The sequence below is a fragment of the Pseudarthrobacter xylosi genome (assembly GCF_055412765.1).
This window is the reverse complement of record NZ_JBVAYT010000020.1, coordinates 1-15,861: the sequence shown is the minus strand read 5'-3', so window position 1 is coordinate 15,861 and position 15,861 is coordinate 1. Positions and strand designations below refer to the sequence as shown.

15 protein-coding genes, 1 pseudogene and 1 riboswitch are annotated in these 15,861 nt (G+C 65.7%); of the genes and pseudogenes, 10 read left to right on the top strand and 6 right to left on the bottom strand.

Annotation, left to right across the window (positions count from 1 at the left end):
- Positions 1-247: helix-turn-helix domain-containing protein (locus ACZY1F_RS21205; RefSeq protein WP_463944396.1), on the bottom strand; the 247-nt coding region annotated here is incomplete at its 3' end.
- A 385-nt stretch (positions 248-632) separates the two neighbouring features.
- Here ACZY1F_RS21205 and ACZY1F_RS21200 point away from each other — a divergent pair.
- The 4 genes from ACZY1F_RS21200 to ACZY1F_RS21185 all read left to right on the top strand — a co-directional run bounded on the left by ACZY1F_RS21200 (position 633) and on the right by ACZY1F_RS21185 (position 5,712).
- The gene (locus ACZY1F_RS21200) at positions 633-2,141 is read left to right on the top strand and encodes a dihydrolipoyl dehydrogenase family protein (protein WP_463944395.1); all 1,509 of its coding nucleotides are present in this window, start codon (positions 633-635) and stop codon (positions 2,139-2,141) included.
- Between the two features lie 120 nt (positions 2,142-2,261).
- Positions 2,262-2,969 (top strand): sugar ABC transporter ATP-binding protein, encoded by a 708-nt coding sequence (locus tag ACZY1F_RS21195; RefSeq protein WP_463944394.1) that lies wholly within the window; start codon positions 2,262-2,264, stop codon positions 2,967-2,969.
- A complete protein-coding gene (locus tag ACZY1F_RS21190; protein ID WP_463944393.1) occupies positions 2,966-5,002 on the top strand; it encodes a YhgE/Pip family protein in 2,037 nt (678 codons plus the stop codon). Before ACZY1F_RS21195 ends, ACZY1F_RS21190 begins: the two co-directional genes overlap by 4 nt.
- Before the next feature lie 95 nt (positions 5,003-5,097).
- Positions 5,098-5,712: a TetR/AcrR family transcriptional regulator gene (locus ACZY1F_RS21185; protein ID WP_463944397.1), complete on the top strand. Its 615-nt coding sequence runs from the start codon at positions 5,098-5,100 to the stop codon at positions 5,710-5,712.
- A gap of 573 nt (positions 5,713-6,285) precedes the next feature.
- Here ACZY1F_RS21185 and ACZY1F_RS21180 read toward each other — a convergent pair.
- The gene (locus ACZY1F_RS21180) at positions 6,286-7,314 is read right to left on the bottom strand and encodes an EamA family transporter (protein ID WP_463944392.1); all 1,029 of its coding nucleotides are present in this window, start codon (positions 7,312-7,314) and stop codon (positions 6,286-6,288) included.
- 72 nt (positions 7,315-7,386) lie between these two features.
- Between ACZY1F_RS21180 and ACZY1F_RS21175 the strand changes: the two genes are divergently transcribed.
- Positions 7,387-8,313, top strand: a complete 927-nt coding sequence (locus ACZY1F_RS21175) for a LysR family transcriptional regulator (protein ID WP_463944391.1) — start codon at positions 7,387-7,389, stop codon at positions 8,311-8,313.
- On the opposite strand, the gene ACZY1F_RS21170 is transcribed toward ACZY1F_RS21175, so the two are convergent.
- Both ACZY1F_RS21170 and ACZY1F_RS21165 read right to left on the bottom strand, forming a co-directional pair.
- On the bottom strand, positions 8,291-8,818 hold the full coding sequence (locus ACZY1F_RS21170; RefSeq protein ID WP_463944390.1) for a SixA phosphatase family protein: 528 nt from the start codon (positions 8,816-8,818) through the stop codon (positions 8,291-8,293). The genes ACZY1F_RS21175 and ACZY1F_RS21170 overlap by 23 nt on opposite strands.
- A 253-nt stretch (positions 8,819-9,071) precedes the next feature.
- A complete protein-coding gene (locus ACZY1F_RS21165) occupies positions 9,072-9,938 on the bottom strand; it encodes a winged helix-turn-helix domain-containing protein (RefSeq protein ID WP_160677712.1) in 867 nt (288 codons plus the stop codon).
- A gap of 606 nt (positions 9,939-10,544) precedes the next feature.
- Here ACZY1F_RS21165 and ACZY1F_RS21160 point away from each other — a divergent pair.
- The 4 genes from ACZY1F_RS21160 to ACZY1F_RS21145 all read left to right on the top strand — a co-directional run bounded on the left by ACZY1F_RS21160 (position 10,545) and on the right by ACZY1F_RS21145 (position 14,371).
- Positions 10,545-11,285, top strand: a complete 741-nt coding sequence (locus ACZY1F_RS21160; protein WP_463944389.1) for a response regulator transcription factor — start codon at positions 10,545-10,547, stop codon at positions 11,283-11,285.
- Positions 11,286-11,292: 7 nt separating this feature from the next.
- Complete coding sequence (locus tag ACZY1F_RS21155; protein ID WP_463944388.1) at positions 11,293-12,846, top strand: sensor histidine kinase; 1,554 nt, start codon at positions 11,293-11,295, stop codon at positions 12,844-12,846.
- A gap of 100 nt (positions 12,847-12,946) precedes the next feature.
- Positions 12,947-13,099: riboswitch (cyclic di-AMP (ydaO/yuaA leader) on the top strand.
- A gap of 5 nt (positions 13,100-13,104) precedes the next feature.
- A complete protein-coding gene (locus ACZY1F_RS21150; protein WP_463944387.1) occupies positions 13,105-13,857 on the top strand; it encodes an aggregation-promoting factor C-terminal-like domain-containing protein in 753 nt (250 codons plus the stop codon).
- A gap of 70 nt (positions 13,858-13,927) precedes the next feature.
- Entirely contained in the window at positions 13,928-14,371 is a 444-nt protein-coding gene (locus ACZY1F_RS21145; protein WP_463944386.1) for a DUF1905 domain-containing protein, read from the top strand.
- On the opposite strand, the gene ACZY1F_RS21140 is transcribed toward ACZY1F_RS21145, so the two are convergent.
- Complete coding sequence (locus ACZY1F_RS21140; RefSeq protein ID WP_463944385.1) at positions 14,352-15,068, bottom strand: HAD-IA family hydrolase; 717 nt, start codon at positions 15,066-15,068, stop codon at positions 14,352-14,354. The genes ACZY1F_RS21145 and ACZY1F_RS21140 overlap by 20 nt on opposite strands.
- A 15-nt stretch (positions 15,069-15,083) precedes the next feature.
- A complete protein-coding gene (locus ACZY1F_RS21135) occupies positions 15,084-15,503 on the bottom strand; it encodes a VOC family protein (protein WP_463944384.1) in 420 nt (139 codons plus the stop codon).
- 132 nt (positions 15,504-15,635) lie between these two features.
- On the opposite strand from ACZY1F_RS21135, the pseudogene ACZY1F_RS21130 reads away from it, so the two are divergent.
- Positions 15,636-15,861 (top strand): annotated as a pseudogene (locus ACZY1F_RS21130) (integrase); the annotation flags it as partial.

The window sequence follows — 15,861 nt, the reverse complement described above, 5'->3', positions numbered from 1 at the left end:
CGTCCAGGCCCTCGGCGGTGAGTCGTGTGCGCAGGGTCAGGACCCGGGAGCTGGTCTCGGCGGGGGTGCGGCGCGGGTTGCTCAGCGGTCGTTTGGGTCGGGGTTCGACGGCGTCGATGCCTCCTTCTGCTTCGCGTCTGAGCAATTCGTGGACCCAGCGGCGGCTGACTCCGTTGCGGCGGGCTGCGGCCGTGACGCTCAGGCCTTGGTCACGGACGGCGAGGACGATGACTTTCTGCTTCGACATGAATCATGCTCGGCCACCAAAGTGTGAACGATGTCCCGACTCACCGGTGAAGTGTCAACTGTGAACGATGTCCCGACTCACCTGTGAACTATGTCGTGAAACTAGACACCTCTGGGCGCACAGAGCAAGGCCCGTATCGGTTCGCCGATACGGGCTTTTTGTCTTTAACGCGGCGGCCGAGCGGGCACCATCCTCAACCGGAGCAACGAGCACAACCCCGGCTCCCCGACGGAAATGCGTCACTCTTGGTAACCAAACCTCGCCATGCCCTTGAATTCGCATGACGGGCCGGCTGTCGGCCTTCAAAAGTTACGCAGTTCTGTCACCACCTGATTGACGACGGCGGCGCTGCCCGCCTCCCGCGCGGCGGGCGTAGGCTGGACGAATGACGCCTGAAGCGCTGCAACGTGAATTCGATGTCATTGTGATCGGCGCCGGCGCCGTGGGGGAAAACGTGGCCGACCGGGTGGTCCAGGGTGGTCTGACGGCCGTCCTCATTGAAGCCGAACTGGTGGGCGGCGAATGCTCCTATTGGGCCTGCATACCGTCCAAAGCCCTGCTCCGCCCCGGCACAGCCCTGCACGGCGCCCAGGTAGTACCCGGCGCAGCTGAAGCCGTCACCAAGACACTGGATGCAGCGGCAGTCCTCAAGCGCCGGGACTACTTCACCGGAAACTGGCAGGACGACGGCCAGGTGAAGTGGCTGGAAGATACCGGGATCGAGCTGATCCGCGGCCACGGGTGGATCACCGCGCCGCGCACGGTTGAAGTAGCCGGGCTGGACGGCAACACTTACGAGCTCAAGGCGCGTCACGCGGTGGTACTCGCCACCGGCTCTACGCCAACCACGCCTCCCATCGACGGACTGGAGGACCTCCAGGTCTGGGGCACCCGAGAAGCCACCTCGGCCAAGGAGGTGCCGGAGCGCCTGGCTGTCATCGGCGGGGGCGTAGCGGGCACCGAGTTGGCGCAGGCATTTGCTCGCCTGGGCTCGGACGTGACGCTGGTGGCCAGGGGCGGACTGTTGGGCTCTTTTCCCGCAGAGGCCACGAAACTTGTGACGGCAGGGCTGCGGGCGGACGGCGTTGCGGTCCGCCTCAACACGTCCACCAAAAGTGTCCGGGAAAACGACGACGGCACGTTCACTCTCACGATTCAGGACGAGACGCCGGACGGCCGAACCACTGTCACTGCCGACAAGGTCCTCGTTTCAACGGGCCGGCATCCCGCCCTTGAAGGACTTGGGCTGGAAAGCCTGGGCTTCGAGGCCCAGGACGGGCAGCTGAAACTCACCACCGACTCCACTGGCCTAGTCCAGGGCGTCCGGAGCCTCCCGGAAGCTCCGGACCTCCCAGACGAGAAGGCGGATGGCGCGGAGCCCTGGCTCTACGCTGTTGGCGACGCCGCCGGCAGGAATTTTTTCACGCACCAGGGCAAGTACGAGGCCCGCGCTACCGGCGACGCCATCGCGGCCCGCGCCAAGGGCGAGCTCCGCGGCGCGCCCGCGGCCTGGAGCCGGTACGCCCAGACCGCCAGCGAGCATGCCGTCCCCAACGTAGTGTTCACGGATCCCGAACTGGCAGCGGTGGGGCGCACGGTGGAACAGGCGAAGCGGGACGGCTACAACGTGTCGTCCGTGGAACTGCCCATCGAGGTCTCGGGTTCGTCGCTGCATTCGGAACACTACGAAGGCTGGGCGCAGCTGGTGGTGGACGAGGATCGGCGGGTCCTGCTCGGCGCCACGTTCGCCGGCCCGGACGTGGGTGAGCTGCTGCACGCCGCCACCATCGCCGTGGTGGGCGAGGTCCCGCTGGAGCGGCTGTGGCATGCGGTGCCGTCGTTTCCCACCGTCAGCGAGGTGTGGCTGCGGCTCCTGGAGAAATACGGCTTGTAGTCCGGGCCGCAAGTGTCCGTTCGCGCTGGACTGCTCGCCTGCGCCACTCCGTCTTCTATTTGAACTGACCAGTCAGTTCAGTTAGGCTGGAGACGGACATACACCGTCGAAAGGCCATCTTTGCTCTCCGTACAGCAGCTCCATGTGAAAGGCCGGCGCGACGATTTGCTCCCGCCCACCTCTCTGCGGGTCGGCCGGGGTGAGCTCCTCCTCGTCACCGCCGAACGCCAGGACCAGCGGACAGCTCTCGCCCTGACCATCAGTGGGCGCATGAAACCCACTGGCGGCCAGATCGCTTGGGACGCCAACGAACGCACCAAATCCCTCCGCCTTGCGAGCGCCCTGGTTGATTCCCCCAATGTGAATGAGCCCGAGCAGCACCTCAGCGTCCGGGACCTTGTCACCGAGGACCTCGCCCTGATCCCCCGCCGCTACCGCGGCGCGCTACTCAGCAAGCCCTGGCTCAAAGTCAACAGTTTCGAGGACATCGCGGACCTGTGGACGGAGCAGCTGGCCCCGGACCGGCGCATTGAACTGCTAACAGCCCTGGCGCTCGCCAACCCTCATACCGACCTCCTGGTGGTGGACTCCCCCGACAGGCACGGTGCGCACGCAGCGGACTGGCTCCCGCGGCTTGAGGAGCTGGCGTACGACGCCGGCCGGCCGCTCGCCGTCGTCGTCACCGTTACTACCCTCCCGGCAGGGTGGACGGGGCCGGCCGCGGTGATTGGCAACGCCATCCCCGACGCCGACGAAGCACCCGATGCGCCGGCTCTCACAGACGAAGAAACCGAATCCCTCTTACTCGAAACCGAGGATGCGAAGTGACCGTGCTGCGGCTGGCCCGTTCCGAACTCAAGCGGATGACCGGCGGGTTGCTGCCGAAGCTGACCATCCTGGCCCTGATCATGGTGCCGCTGCTGTACGGGGCCGTATACCTGTACGCCAACTGGAATCCCTACGGGAACCTTAACCAGATCGAGGCCGCCCTGGTGGTTGAAGACACCGGCGCCACGTCCAGCGACGGCACCGAGCTGCAGGCGGGCAAGAAGGTGGCTGACGGCCTCGTGGAGGGCAACGTCTTCAACTGGCAGGCGGTCCCCACAGCGGCCGAGGCCGATGCGGGAGTCAGCAGCGGCAAGTACGCGTTTGCACTGAAAATCCCGGCCGAGTTCTCCACGAACCTGGTCTCCCCCGGCAGCTTCGATTCAGCCAGCCAGGCGATGCTGAACGTCACCACCAACGATGCCAACAACTACCTGCTGAGCACCATCGTGGACAAACTGACCACCGCGGTGCACACAACTGTGGCCAAGGAAGTGGGCGAAGAGACCGCGAACCAGCTGCTCACCGGCTTCGGCACCATCCACGCCCAGATGCTCAAGGCCGCGGACGGCGCCGGGCAACTGGCGGACGGCGTGGCAACCCTCCGCGACGGGACGGTCACCCTGCATACGGGCACCAGCGAACTCAGCGCAGGAGCCGGCCAGCTCTACAACGGGCAGCTGAAATTGCGTGACGGGGCCAACCAGCTGACCGACGGAGCCGGGCAGCTCAGCAGCGGGCTCTCCGTTCTGAAGGACAAGACCGCCATGCTGCCCACCGACACCCAGACCCTGGCCAACGGCGCGGCCCAGGTGGCCGCGGGGAATGCGCAGCTCAACACCAAGGTCCAGGACGTCGTCACGCAGCTTGATGCCGCTGACCAAGGACTCCGGACGCGCGTGATCGAATCTAATGCCCGCCTGGTCGCATCCGAAGTGATCACCCAGGTGCAGGCAGACAAAATCCTGGCCGACTTCGATACGGTGGCGGCCTCCAGCCCCGTGGCCGCAGCTAAAACCCGAATCCAGACCGATGCCACCCAGATCCAGCAGCTCGCGGACGGCTCCGAGGCCGTGAGCGTCGGCGCAGCACAGCTGGCAACGGCCACGCCTGCCCTGAAGGACGCCATTATCCAGGCGTCCGCTGGCGCAGACCAGCTCCACACCGGAGCGGCCACGCTGGCCACCGGTGAGCAGTCTGCGCTGGACGGCACCGGGCGCCTCGTCGAAGGAGCGCAGACGCTCGACGCCGGCGCGGGGCAGCTTGAGGCGGGGACCGCCACCGCAGCTGACGGCTCACGGACGTTGGCCGACGAAATTGCCAAGGGAGCGGGGCAGGTGCCCAACCCGGACGATACGCAGAAGAGCAGCCTCTCAGAGGTGATTGCCGATCCCGTTGCGGTCAGCAACGTCTCCCAGGCAAAGGCTGACTCCTACGGCGCCGGGCTGGCACCGTTCTTCCTGACGCTCGCCTTGTGGATCGGCATCTTTATGCTGATCCAGGCGATGCGGCCCATCACCCAGCGGGCCCTGGCGTCGAACGCCCCGGCCTGGAAAATCGCCGTCGGCGGCTGGCTTCCCTTCCTGGCCGTTTCGGTGGTGCAGGCGAGCCTGCTGACCCTCGTGGTGGACCTGGCGCTGGGCCTCAACCCCGCGCATCCGGTGCTGATGTGGCTGTTTATGCTGGCCGCGGCCATGGCCTTCAGCGCCATCATCCAAGGAATCGTGGCGCTGCTGGGGTCGCCCGGCAAGCTGGTGGTGCTGATCCTGCTGGTCCTCCAACTGGTGTCCTCGGGCGGCACGTTCCCCTGGCAGACCACCCCGCAGCCGCTTCACGTGGTCCACGAAATCCTGCCCATGGGCTACGTGGTCACGGGCATGCGGCACCTCATCTACGGCGCGGACCTGTCCGGGATCGTGCCCACTGTCCTGGGGCTGCTCGGCTACACGTTGCTGGGCGCGGCGATGTCCACCTTTGCAGTCCGGAAGCACAAGTACTGGACGCTCAAAACGCTCAAACCGGAGATCGCGGTATGAGTATGCCCGCGCCCGGAGCCGGCGCGCCTGATCCCGGGGTGGGTCCTGGGGTGCACGATCCTGTTGGGCATGATCCCGACAGGCACGATCCGGCCATGCACGGGCCGGCGGAAAAGAAACTTCGCCCGGCCCGGACCAAAGCCACCCGGCAGAAGCTCTTCGATGCGTCCATGGAACTCATCGGCCAGCGGGGCGCAGCTGGTGTCACGGTGGACGAGATCGCCGCGGCAGCGGGCGTCTCCAAGGGCACTGTCTACTACAACTTCGGCAGCAAATCGGATCTGATCGCACAGCTGCTGCGGCACGGCGTGGACATCCTGAAGGCACGCCTGCTGAGCGAGGCCGGGCAACCAGGGGCCGATCCGCTGCTGGCCATGGAGGCCATGATCGGCCAGGCCATGGATTTTATGGCCGATTACCCGTCCTTCGCCCGCTTGTGGGTGAGCGAAAACTGGCGGACTCCCAGCGAATGGCGGGACACGTTCGCGGTGCTCCGGTCTGAACTCCTGGCGGTGATCGGCGCGGCCATAGAGAACGTGGCTGCCGCGTATCAGGTGGACGAAACGATCTCGCGGGGCAGCTTGGAGACGGCGATCTTTGGCGCCTGCTTCGTGGTGGGGCTGGACCGGCAGACCTACAATCCCGAACGCACCCGTGACCAAAGCGTTGCAGCAATCATGGCAATCATGCGCGGCTATGTTGTGAAGTAGCGGGATGATTGAACACATGCGCCACATGGGTAACAGCGGAAAGTTTGCCGTGATCGCGGCTGTCGCCGCCTTGGGCATGCTGGTGCTCACCGCCATCACCCTGGAAGAGGCCGTGATGGTCACGTTCCTGGGCCTGGTTGCGCTGGCCTACGTGGCGGCTGTAGCGGAGGTGCTGGCACGCGGGCGCCGCTTGGTGCTGGTTGCCACCGCCGCGGGATCCAGCTTATCCATTGCCTTTTCCCTGGCCTTTGTCAGCACCTGGGAGCTGGCCTTCGCCGAGCAGTCGTCGTTCTTCGGCACACCGCTCCCCACGGGGGATCCGGACAACTATTTTTACTGGGGTGCGGCCTCAGCAGTTGCCACACTAGCGGTCCTCTTCCTTGGCGCTGCCTGGCCCAGGGGAACGCGTCCGGGAACTGCGAAACGGAAGCCGTCGCCGGCCAAGCGGCGGTCCGCGTCCGGCGTAGGCCGTCCTGCTGCGAGGTACCCAGCATCTCGGACCGCGGCCGCCAGAGGCGCCGCAACCAGAGGCGCCGCAACCAGTGGCGCGGCACCCCGGGGTACCGCAACAGCTCAGCGCGAGTCAGGGCTCCGAGCGCCAGCACGGATGCCTGCCTCGGCAGGCAAGCGACCGTCGTCGTCCGCCTCCCCGGTCCGCAAGCCGGCACCCAAACCGGGCACCAAGACGGGTGCCAAACCGGCGTCACGCCGCTGACCCAGCCGTGGACCGCGCCGGCCACGGCCAGCGAGTACCGCTGTCGCCACCCCGCACAGGAGGAGCAGCCCGCCAGCCAGTTCGGCCGGCGTCGGGACTTCCCCCAATGCCAGCCAGGCAGCGCTCATGCCCACCACGGGGACCAGTAGGGTGAAGGGCACCACGGCCGACGACGGGTAGCTGGCCAAGAGCCGGTTCCAGATTCCGTACCCCACCAGCGATGCGAAAATCGCCGTGTACAGCACGCTCAGGATCGTGGCTGGCTGGAGGTCTGCCAATGTGCCGAACACCGCTTCCGGGCCGTCCACCAGCAGCGACAGTCCGGCGAGGGGAAGGGGCACCACTGCGCCGGACCAGACCACCAATCCCAGCCCGGAGGCGGCCTTGGCCTGACGCGCAATGACGTTACCGGCAGCCCAGGACAGCGCGGCTCCCAGAACGATGATGAGCGGCAGCAGCGGGGCCACGGCACTGCGGCCGACGGCCACCACGGCCAGGCCCGCAACGCCAAGAACGACGCCGGCCAGTTGGCTCCGGCTTGGCCGCTCGCGCAGTACACCGGCAGCCAGGAGGACGGTAAGCAGCACCTGCGCCTGGAGGACCAGGGAGGCGAGGCCTGCCGGCATGCCTAGCGCCATGGCCAGGTAGAGGAGGCCGAACTGGCCCGCGCTCATAAAGACGCCGACGCCGATGATCGCCTGCCAGCTGACGTCCGGCTTCCTGATAAAGAAGATCCAGGGGAAGACCACCAGGAGGAACCGCATGGCCACAAAAAGGAGCGGGGGAACCTCTCTGCCATTTGCATGCAGGCCGAAGTCGATGGCCACGAAGTTCAGGCCCCAGAGTACGGCGACCAGGGTGGCGAGGAGGGAGTGTCGGAGGTTCACGGTCCCACTCTTACAGAAGGCCAGATGAAGCACCAGCGTTGAATTCTGCGGCTAATCATGTACGTTTGCTTCATGATTGAGATCGGTTCGCTCCGGGCGCTGGCGGCAATCGAACAACACGGTTCGGTTATAGCGGCATCGGAGGTGATGGGCTTCAGCCCGTCTGCCGTCTCCCAACAGATCAAGAAGCTGGAAAAGCAGACCGGGTTCCCCGTCCTGGAGCGCCGCGGCCGCGGGGTGCTGCTGACTGAGCGGGGGCTCACCCTGGCAGCCTACGGCCGGCGCATCATGTCGGAGCTCGAGGAACTGGAATCCACCTTGTTGGCGGATCCGGCCAAACCTACCGGGCACCTCAAGGTTGTTTCCTTTTCCACCGCGTGCCGTGGCCTCCTGGGGCCAGTGCTGGGACGGCTGGCTTCTTCGGAAGCGGACCTGGACATCAGCGTGCTGGCCGAGGACCCTCGGGAAGCCGTGGCGCGGGTGGCCAACGGGGAGGCGGACCTCGGTGTGGTCCACAACTGGAACTCCGTCCCGCTGGTCATACCGGAGCACATGACGCTCGACTGGCTGTGCGAGGACGTTGCTGACGTCCTGGTGCACCGCGACCATCCGCTGGCCGGGCGCAGCCAGGTGGAACCGGCCGACCTCGTGGACGAACGGTGGATCAGCACGCCGCACGGCGCCATCTGCAACGAGGCGCTGCTGCGGATCTTCGCCGATCTAGGCCGGGTGCCGGACATCAGGGTCTACGATCCTGACTTCGCTACCCACATCGCCCTGGTGGAGCAGGGAGTCGTTGTGGCGCTGGTCCCCCGCCTCGGCCGGCCCGCACTGCCTGAAGACGTCGTGTGCCTGCCCGTGATCAACCCCACGCAGGTCAGGCAGGTGGGCATCGTGTACCGCCGGACCATGGCGGCCAGCCCCGGTATCCAGCACGTCGCCGGGCTGCTGCGCGAGGTCGCCGGAACGCGCGGGGTCAGTGGGCTCGCGGGACCTTGAACTTGGTCAGCCTGGCATCCTGCCCGTCCAGCTCGGCCCAGGGTTTTTCCGTTTCCAGCACCGTGAGTGCGCTGGTGGGGTAGCGCGTGGCGGCGTCCATGTAGGCGTCGTGGTTCGAGTCGCGTGAGGCAAGGTGCATGGCGAGGTCCTGGACGCCAGGCATGTGTGAGATGAGCATCAGGGTGGTGACGGTGTCAGGCACGTGGTTGACCACGGCGAGCATCCGCAGTGCAGAGGCGGCGTAGAGGCCGTCCTCAAGCTTCGGCGTCGGGGCCTTATCCCCCAGCTCGGAGCACACCCAGGTGCAGGTCTGGCGGGTGCGCAGCGCACTGGAACACAGGATGAAGTCCGGGAGGATGCCGTGCTTGACCAGCCACTTGCCGGCCAGGGGCGCCTCGCGGTGCCCCCGCTCCTCCAGCGGCCGCTCATGATCCGCCACACCGCCGGGCCAGTCGGCCTTGGCATGCCGCATGATCACCAGGCGTTTGATGTGGTGGTCGCTCATCCCCCAAGCCTAGCGCCCGTAACCTTCAGCCAGGGCGGCCGCTTCCGCTTTCGCGCGACGATCCCTCTGCGCCTGCGCTCGTACCTCACGCAACAACGGCGCTTTCGGGATATCCCGCTGCGCTGCAGCGTCCTTTCCAGCAACTTCCGCTTGAGGCGCCCGGCTCGTGGGTTCGTCTGCGGGGATGGCGTCCCGTGAAAGCTAAAGCGACCGCACCTCAGGGGTACGGCCGCTTTGGTGCGTCGCTGAAGGACTAGATCGAGTATTCCGGAGCAGCCCAGACAATAACTTCGGGGTGCTCGTAGAAGCGGTAGCCCTGGCCGCGGACGGTGCGGACGGTGTTGGCGAGGCGGCCCAGCTTCGAGCGGAGGCGGCGGATGTGGACGTCGATGGTGCGCTCGTTGGGGACTTCCTCGGCGTTGCGCCACAGGCCCTCGAGCAGCTCATCGCGGCCCACGGTGCGGGTACCGTTTTCGACCAGGTAGTTCAGGAGTTCGAATTCCTTGAAGGTCAGGTTCAGGGATTCGCCGTCAAGGTGGACTTCGCGGCGGGCAAGGTCGATCAGGACACCGGACGGGCGCGGATCCTGGGGCTGCTGCAGCCGGGCAGTCTCCGTGCGCTTCTGTGCGTTCACGGTGGGGTCACCAAAGGTGGAACGGACGACGTCGAGCGCGGAACCGGGGGTGCCGGCCGGGGCCACGGCCACCGCAGCGTAGCTTTCGGCACCGGTCACGAGTGACTGAGCGTAAGCGCGGATTTCCTGGGCAAGCTTGGCAATGGAGGTTCCGGCGGCCGCTGCGGTTTCCTCGTCGATGCCCATGTAGAGGACAAATCCACGGGCTACGGTGTCGTTGGCGACGGGCCGCACGGCGTTTGGCCCCGCGATAACCGGGGTGGGCGCGGTGAGCGGCGCGGCTTCGGCAGGCTGGACAGCACGGAGCTGGCCGTAGGAGTTGGGGTTGTAGCCCTGGGGCGCGTAGCCGGGGGCGGGAAAGCTGGCGCCTGGGGCTGCCGGGGCGAATGCCGGTCGAGCGCCGAAGCCTTGGCGGAGACCGGAAGCCTGGCCCGCCTTGCCTGCGTTACGGACGGAGATGTGGACGTATCCGGATGCAACTGACATGAATGCTTACCTCAATGTGAATGGCCGTCATCGCGGCTCGAATGCTGATTTCCCCGCAATGAGATCTGGGGAGGGCGCCCTACGCTGGGCTGGGGGCGAATGCCTAGGAACTCCGTGGGGTCTGAAGGTCAGGCGTGCATTCGACAACAGCGCATGTCGGCAGCAGCGGATGTGCTGGGCCAATATTCTGCGGCTGCAGGTGCTGTTGAGTTCTTGTTCACAATTCAAAGTGTGCAACGTAACAATAAGAACTTGCAAGTAACAATGGGTGCGTTGTTCCGCATAGTGAGACAGAATGCGGATTTGTGTGATAGATCACCATTCGGAAATGACGACAAATCGTAAGTTGTTGTCCGCTGAGGGTGTTCATAGGGCCCTGATCAACGAATAATCTTCGCTTATTCGTGGCGTTAAGCCCATTAGATTCACCGTGCCATGACTCGCCGAAATTGCTTGTGGCCTTTGGCCACCTGTCCAACGGAAAAGACGGCGGCCCGGCGCAAGCTCGGCATCCCGCCCGCCCACCCAGCTCGCTAGGCTGGCATTCACAGCGTGCGCACAGGAACCCCATAGCGCGGGCTAACCGAATGATCGGAGAGTTGTCCCATGGCCACTTCGCATTCCATGACCAACAACCTTCCGCAGCTGGCCCACCCGGACGGCTCCCCCATCCGCGCCCTGGTGGTAGACGACGAACCCAGCCTTTCCGAACTTATGAGCATGGGGCTGCGCATGGCCGGCTGGTCCGTTGCCGTCGCTTCGGATGGCCCGGAGGCCGTCAAGCTCGCCAAGGAGTTCCGCCCGGACGTCCTGGTGCTGGACGTGATGCTGCCAGGGTTCGACGGCGTTGAGCTGCTGGGCAGGATCCGCGCCTTCGCGCCGGAGGTACCTGCGCTGTTCCTGACTGCCAAGGACGCCGTTCAGGACAGGATCCTGGGCCTCGCGGCCGGCGGGGACGATTACGTGACCAAGCCGTTCAGCATGGAGGAGGTCCTGCTGCGCCTGCACCGCCTGGTCCAGCGCTCCGGCGTTGCCGCGATGGACACAGCGGAACTGGTGGTGGGCGATCTTGTCCTCAACATCGACACCCGCGAAGTGACCCGCGCGGGCGACGACCTTCAGCTAACGGCCACCCAGTTCGAGCTGCTCCGGTACCTTATGGAGAACCCCAAACGGGTGATCAGCAAGGCCCAGATCCTGGACCGCGTCTGGAACTACGACTTCGGCGGCCAGGCCAACATTGTGGAGCTCTACATCTCCTACCTGCGCAAGAAAGTGGATGCCGTGCACCCGCCCATGATCCATACCGTGCGGGGCGCCGGCTACGTCATCAAGCCGGCCGAGTAGCTGCTCCATGTCCTCGCCGCGAGCAACCCCAGCACCAGCCCGGAGCTGGCTGAAACCGGATACCTGGCATCTGCGTACGCGCCTGATCCTGTTGGCCATGGCCCTCCTGGTGGCCATCTGCGGCGCCGTGGGACTGTTCAGCTATGCCTCCATGGACTCCTTCCTCACCGGCCAGCTGGATGACCAGCTGAGCCAGGCCGCCAAGCGCTCGAACGATCCGGGCCGCCAGCCCTTGGGAGGATTCAACGGCAGGCCGGACCCGCTTGATTCCCGCGGGCAGAGCGTAGGAACGCTGAATGCGCGGATCCTGAACGGCCAGATCAACAGTGGCGGCTTCCTGGACTCGGGCATCACACGCCTGCCCCTCGACGCCGCAGACAAGCAGACCCTGCTGGCACTGGCGCGGAACGGCGTCCCTGCGAACCGCTCGCTGTCCAACGGGGATTACCGGATTGTGGCCGTGGAAACCGGCTACGGCGATGTCCTCGTCACGGGCCTTCCGCTGGCCGCCAAGGAAAGCACCCTGGCATCGCTGGTATGGACGTTTGTATTCGTTTCCCTTGGCGGCCTGGCGCTGATCGGGCTGGCAGGAACCGTGCTCATCCGGCGCACCATGAAACCGTTGGAGCAGCTTTCCGAGGTGGCAACCCGGGTGGCCCGGCTCCCGCTGGATGCCGGCGAGGTGGCACTCGCGGTGCGCGTCCCGCCGTCGAACTCCAACCCCGGAACCGAAGTGGGCAGCGTAGGACACGCCCTCAACCTGATGCTGGACAACGTGGCCAGTGCCCTCGAGGCGCGGCAGCGGAGCGAGACCAAGGTGCGGCAGTTCGTTGCCGACGCTTCCCATGAACTGCGCACCCCGCTGACCGCCATCCGCGGGTATACGGAGCTGATGCGGATGACCGAGGACTTCACGCCGGACGGGCGGAAGTCCCTGGCCCGCGTCCAGAGCCAGTCCGAACGTATGACCACCCTGGTGGAGGATCTGCTGCTACTGGCCCGGCTCGATGAGGGACAGCCCCTTAAGCTCAGCGAAGTTGATCTCACCCAACTCGTGATCGAAACCGTCAGTGACGAGAAAGTCATAGCCCCGGACCACCGCTGGCGCCTTGAACTGCCCGACGAACCGCTTGCCGTCAACGGTGATGCCTCCCAACTGCGTCAGGTGCTGGTCAACCTGCTCTCCAACGCGCGCAAACACACGCCGCCCGGGACCACCGTGGTCACCGCTGTCACGAAGTCTGCAGATGGGGGCTCTGCAGTGACCGTAACGGACGACGGCGGCGGCATCCCTGCGGAGTTCGTGGACCACGTTTTCTCCCGGTTTGCCCGCGCAGACGCGGCCCGCAAGGGAACGGCACCGGCCGTGGGCGCCGGGGCATCGGAGGGCACCAGCGGCCTGGGCCTGTCCATTGTCCAGTCCATCATGGAGGCCCACGGCGGGAGCGTGGCAGTGGCCTCGCGGGCCGGGCGGACAGAGTTCACCTTACTTTTTCCTGCTGGCGCCATGGTGCACCTAACCGAAGCCCGAGCGCAGCAAGGCGACACACCGTCTTCGTGATTCCTGTTACCAAAATGTGACTTAAGCGTCCAGCTCCTGTAGCGTCGAACAAGTGCGGATCCCGTTTGGGCCGCATATCCGGATGACGCCAAGCTCTGCCACTTCCCGGATTCCGTCTTCAGAGGCAGAGGCGGGGGACCCACCGTCCCGGGCACCAAGTGCCCTTTGGGGTTAAGCCAACACGTGATTGTGCCGTGTGGCCGGATGCCCTCATCCGAACCCGACAGCTAACTCCGCAGGTGTGAGAGGCGATCCATCATGTCTGAATTCAAGGTAGAAACACGCCCGCAGGGCGATACAAAGTCCGCCAGCCACCGCAAGCAGACCCGTATCGGTGCAGCTATGTCCCCACTGTCCAAGGCGGCCCGGATTCCCTCCGTGGGCCAGCGCGCCGCGGCATTGGCGACGGCGTGCGCCCTGCTGGTCGGAGTCACCGCCGCGGCACACGCTTCCGAGTCCGCTTCACTTGCGGCCAGCGTGGACCAGGCCGCCGAAGACGCCAGCGCCCAGTCGAAGCTGAGCATCCAAGCAGCCGAGATTCAGGCTCCGGCCACCCCAGAGGCTGCGCCGGCCGAGATCAACGTCGCGCCCCAGGCTGCCGAACCGGCGCCTGCGCAGGCCCCCGCCCCGGAGGTCGCTCCGGAGGCTGCACCGGCGCCGGCACCGGCTCCCGAACCTGTACCCGCTCCCGTTGTGGCCGTCAACGATCCCGCAGGAGCCCAGGCCTACGCCGCCGGGCAGCTGGCGACCTACGGCTGGTCCGCTGACCAGATGCAGTGCCTGCAGACGCTGTGGACCAAGGAATCCGAATGGACCACCACGGCCACCAATGCCAGCAGCGGCGCATACGGAATCGTCCAGTCATTGCCCGCTGAGAAGATGGCCAGCTCCGGCGGGGACTACCTCACCAACTACCGCACGCAGATCAACTGGGGCTTGAACTACATCCAGGAGCGCTACCAGTCACCGTGCGGCGCGCTGAACTTCCACCTGTCGCACAACTGGTACTAGGAGGCCGACTCCGCCTTACCCGGACTCCCCTGCGCCTGATTCCCGGCGCCAGGGCTGCCATACTTGGGCCATGAAAATCACCACCACCATCCTGGGCAGCGGCAACAAGGCGGGAATCGAAGTTCCCGAGGAGGTCATCTCGGCTCTCGGCGCGGGCAAGCGTCCGCCGGTGGTGGTGACCATCAACGGCAAGAGCTACCGGAGCAGCATTGCGGTCATGGGCGGACAGAACCTGATCGGGGTGAGCACCGCCAACCGGGAATTCACCGGAGTTGCCGCCGGCGACACCATCGAGGTGGACGTGGAACTGGACACCCAGCCGCGCATCATCGAGGTCCCCGACGATCTGGCCGCAGCCCTGGCTGCCGAACCCGAAGCGCAGGCTTTTTACGCCACGCTGAACTACAGCACGCAGCGCCGGTACGTGGAGCCAATCGGAGATGCCAAGTCGGACGAAACCCGGGCCAGGCGGATCACGAAGATGGTCGCCGACCTCAAAGCCGGAAAGAAATGATCGGCCGTCCCCCGGCGTTCCGTTCCACGGAGACAGTCACTCCACGGTAGTCCGGGATGTGGAGCACTCCTGCCGGCAATACGCCCGTATTGGGACCCACGGCCACCGTGCGGATCCCCGCGGCAACCCCTGCCGCAATTCCGGCGGGTGCATCCTCGAACACCACGGCGTCCTCCGGCTGCACGCCCAGCAGTCCGGCTGCCTTCAGATACCCTTCCGGGTCCGGTTTGCCCTGCGTGACCAGTTCCGCCGTCACGGCCTTGGCTGGCATGGCGAGTCCCGCGGCGTCCATGCGGATGTCCGCGAGGGTCCTGTCCGCTGAGGTCACCAGCGCCACTGCCTCGGCCGGGAGGCTGCGAAGCAGCTCGGCAGCCCCCGGCAACGCGACAATACCGGCAGTCCGCACCCGTTCCATGGCACCGAGTTCGGCAGTGAGCGCCACAACGTCGGCTCCGGCCGGCGCGAAGCGTCGGACGGTATCCGCAGCCTGGATGCCGTGCGAAGTGCGCAGGATCTCGGCGATGTCCAGGCCGTACCGGGCAGCGAATTCTCCCCATACCTCTTCGACCACTGCCGTGGAGTCCACCAAGGTGCCGTCCATATCGAAAAGGACGGCACGGCAGGTCAGCGATCGTGTGGCTGCAGGCGTCCGTGTGGCGGCTTGTGTCGGGGTGGCGGCTTGTGTCGGGATGTTCATGCTGCCTATTTTGCCTTAGGCGCCACCGGCTAAGACGTCACGGGCCTGTGAGTCAGAGGCTAAGGCGTCACGGCCCGGGATGTACTGCACCGCCCATTTGTTGCCGTCGGGATCAGCGAAATAGACGAAGTGCCCCCAGTCCTGCACGTCAATGTCGCTGACCTCTACGCCGTTGCCCTTGAGGTGGTCGTGGGCGGCCTGGATATCGCTGACCACCATCTGCAGGCTTGGCGCCGTACCAGGAGGGGCGTCGTTGAGGCCCTCGCCGATACAAATGGAGCAGGCGGACCCAGGCGGGGTCAGCTGGACGAAGCGGATGCCATCCATGGGCCGCTCGTCGAAGTCAGGGTTAAATCCAACTTTGTTGACGTAGAAATCCTTGGCGCGGTCCACGTCGGATACGGGCACAAAAATGAGTTCAAGTTTCCAGTCCATGCGCCACAGGCTAACGGCGGCTGCGGGAAAGCGGAAGACCTCGCGTTGACTCATAGGAAAGGTCCGCGGCGACGGATACGTTGCCTCACCTGAAAAGGTCCGGGAAGGTCCGGCCGCGGACATCCTTGAGGGATGGGACTGACGATGAGCCAGCGGCAGGCTGTCACGGTGATCAAGGCACGGGCATATGCCCGGGCGAATCGCGCCGGGAAGGTGCGGATCCTGGATGAGTTGGTGGATCTGACGAGCTGGAACCGTGACTATGCCCGCCGGGCGCTACGGCAGGCGCTGGAGTTGCGGCCGGTGCGTTCCCGTCCGCCGCGGGCCCCGGTGTACGGGCCGAAGGTCATCGAGGCGC

Bases quoted from the DNA above. Each gene is read 5' to 3' on its own strand.
- ACZY1F_RS21200 (WP_463944395.1), top strand. From the start codon at position 633: ATGACGCCTGAAGCGCTGCAACGTGAATTCGATGTCATTGTGATCGGC.
- ACZY1F_RS21185 (WP_463944397.1), top strand. From the start codon at position 5,098: ATGCACGGGCCGGCGGAAAAGAAACTTCGCCCGGCCCGGACCAAAGCC.
- ACZY1F_RS21175 (WP_463944391.1), top strand. From the start codon at position 7,387: ATGATTGAGATCGGTTCGCTCCGGGCGCTGGCGGCAATCGAACAACAC.
- ACZY1F_RS21170 (WP_463944390.1), bottom strand. From the start codon at position 8,818: ATGAGCGACCACCACATCAAACGCCTGGTGATCATGCGGCATGCCAAG.
- ACZY1F_RS21165 (WP_160677712.1), bottom strand. From the start codon at position 9,938: ATGTCAGTTGCATCCGGATACGTCCACATCTCCGTCCGTAACGCAGGC.
- ACZY1F_RS21160 (WP_463944389.1), top strand. From the start codon at position 10,545: ATGGCCACTTCGCATTCCATGACCAACAACCTTCCGCAGCTGGCCCAC.
- ACZY1F_RS21155 (WP_463944388.1), top strand. From the start codon at position 11,293: ATGTCCTCGCCGCGAGCAACCCCAGCACCAGCCCGGAGCTGGCTGAAA.
- ACZY1F_RS21150 (WP_463944387.1), top strand. From the start codon at position 13,105: ATGTCTGAATTCAAGGTAGAAACACGCCCGCAGGGCGATACAAAGTCC.
- ACZY1F_RS21145 (WP_463944386.1), top strand. From the start codon at position 13,928: ATGAAAATCACCACCACCATCCTGGGCAGCGGCAACAAGGCGGGAATC.
- ACZY1F_RS21140 (WP_463944385.1), bottom strand. From the start codon at position 15,068: ATGAACATCCCGACACAAGCCGCCACCCCGACACAAGCCGCCACACGG.
- ACZY1F_RS21135 (WP_463944384.1), bottom strand. From the start codon at position 15,503: ATGGACTGGAAACTTGAACTCATTTTTGTGCCCGTATCCGACGTGGAC.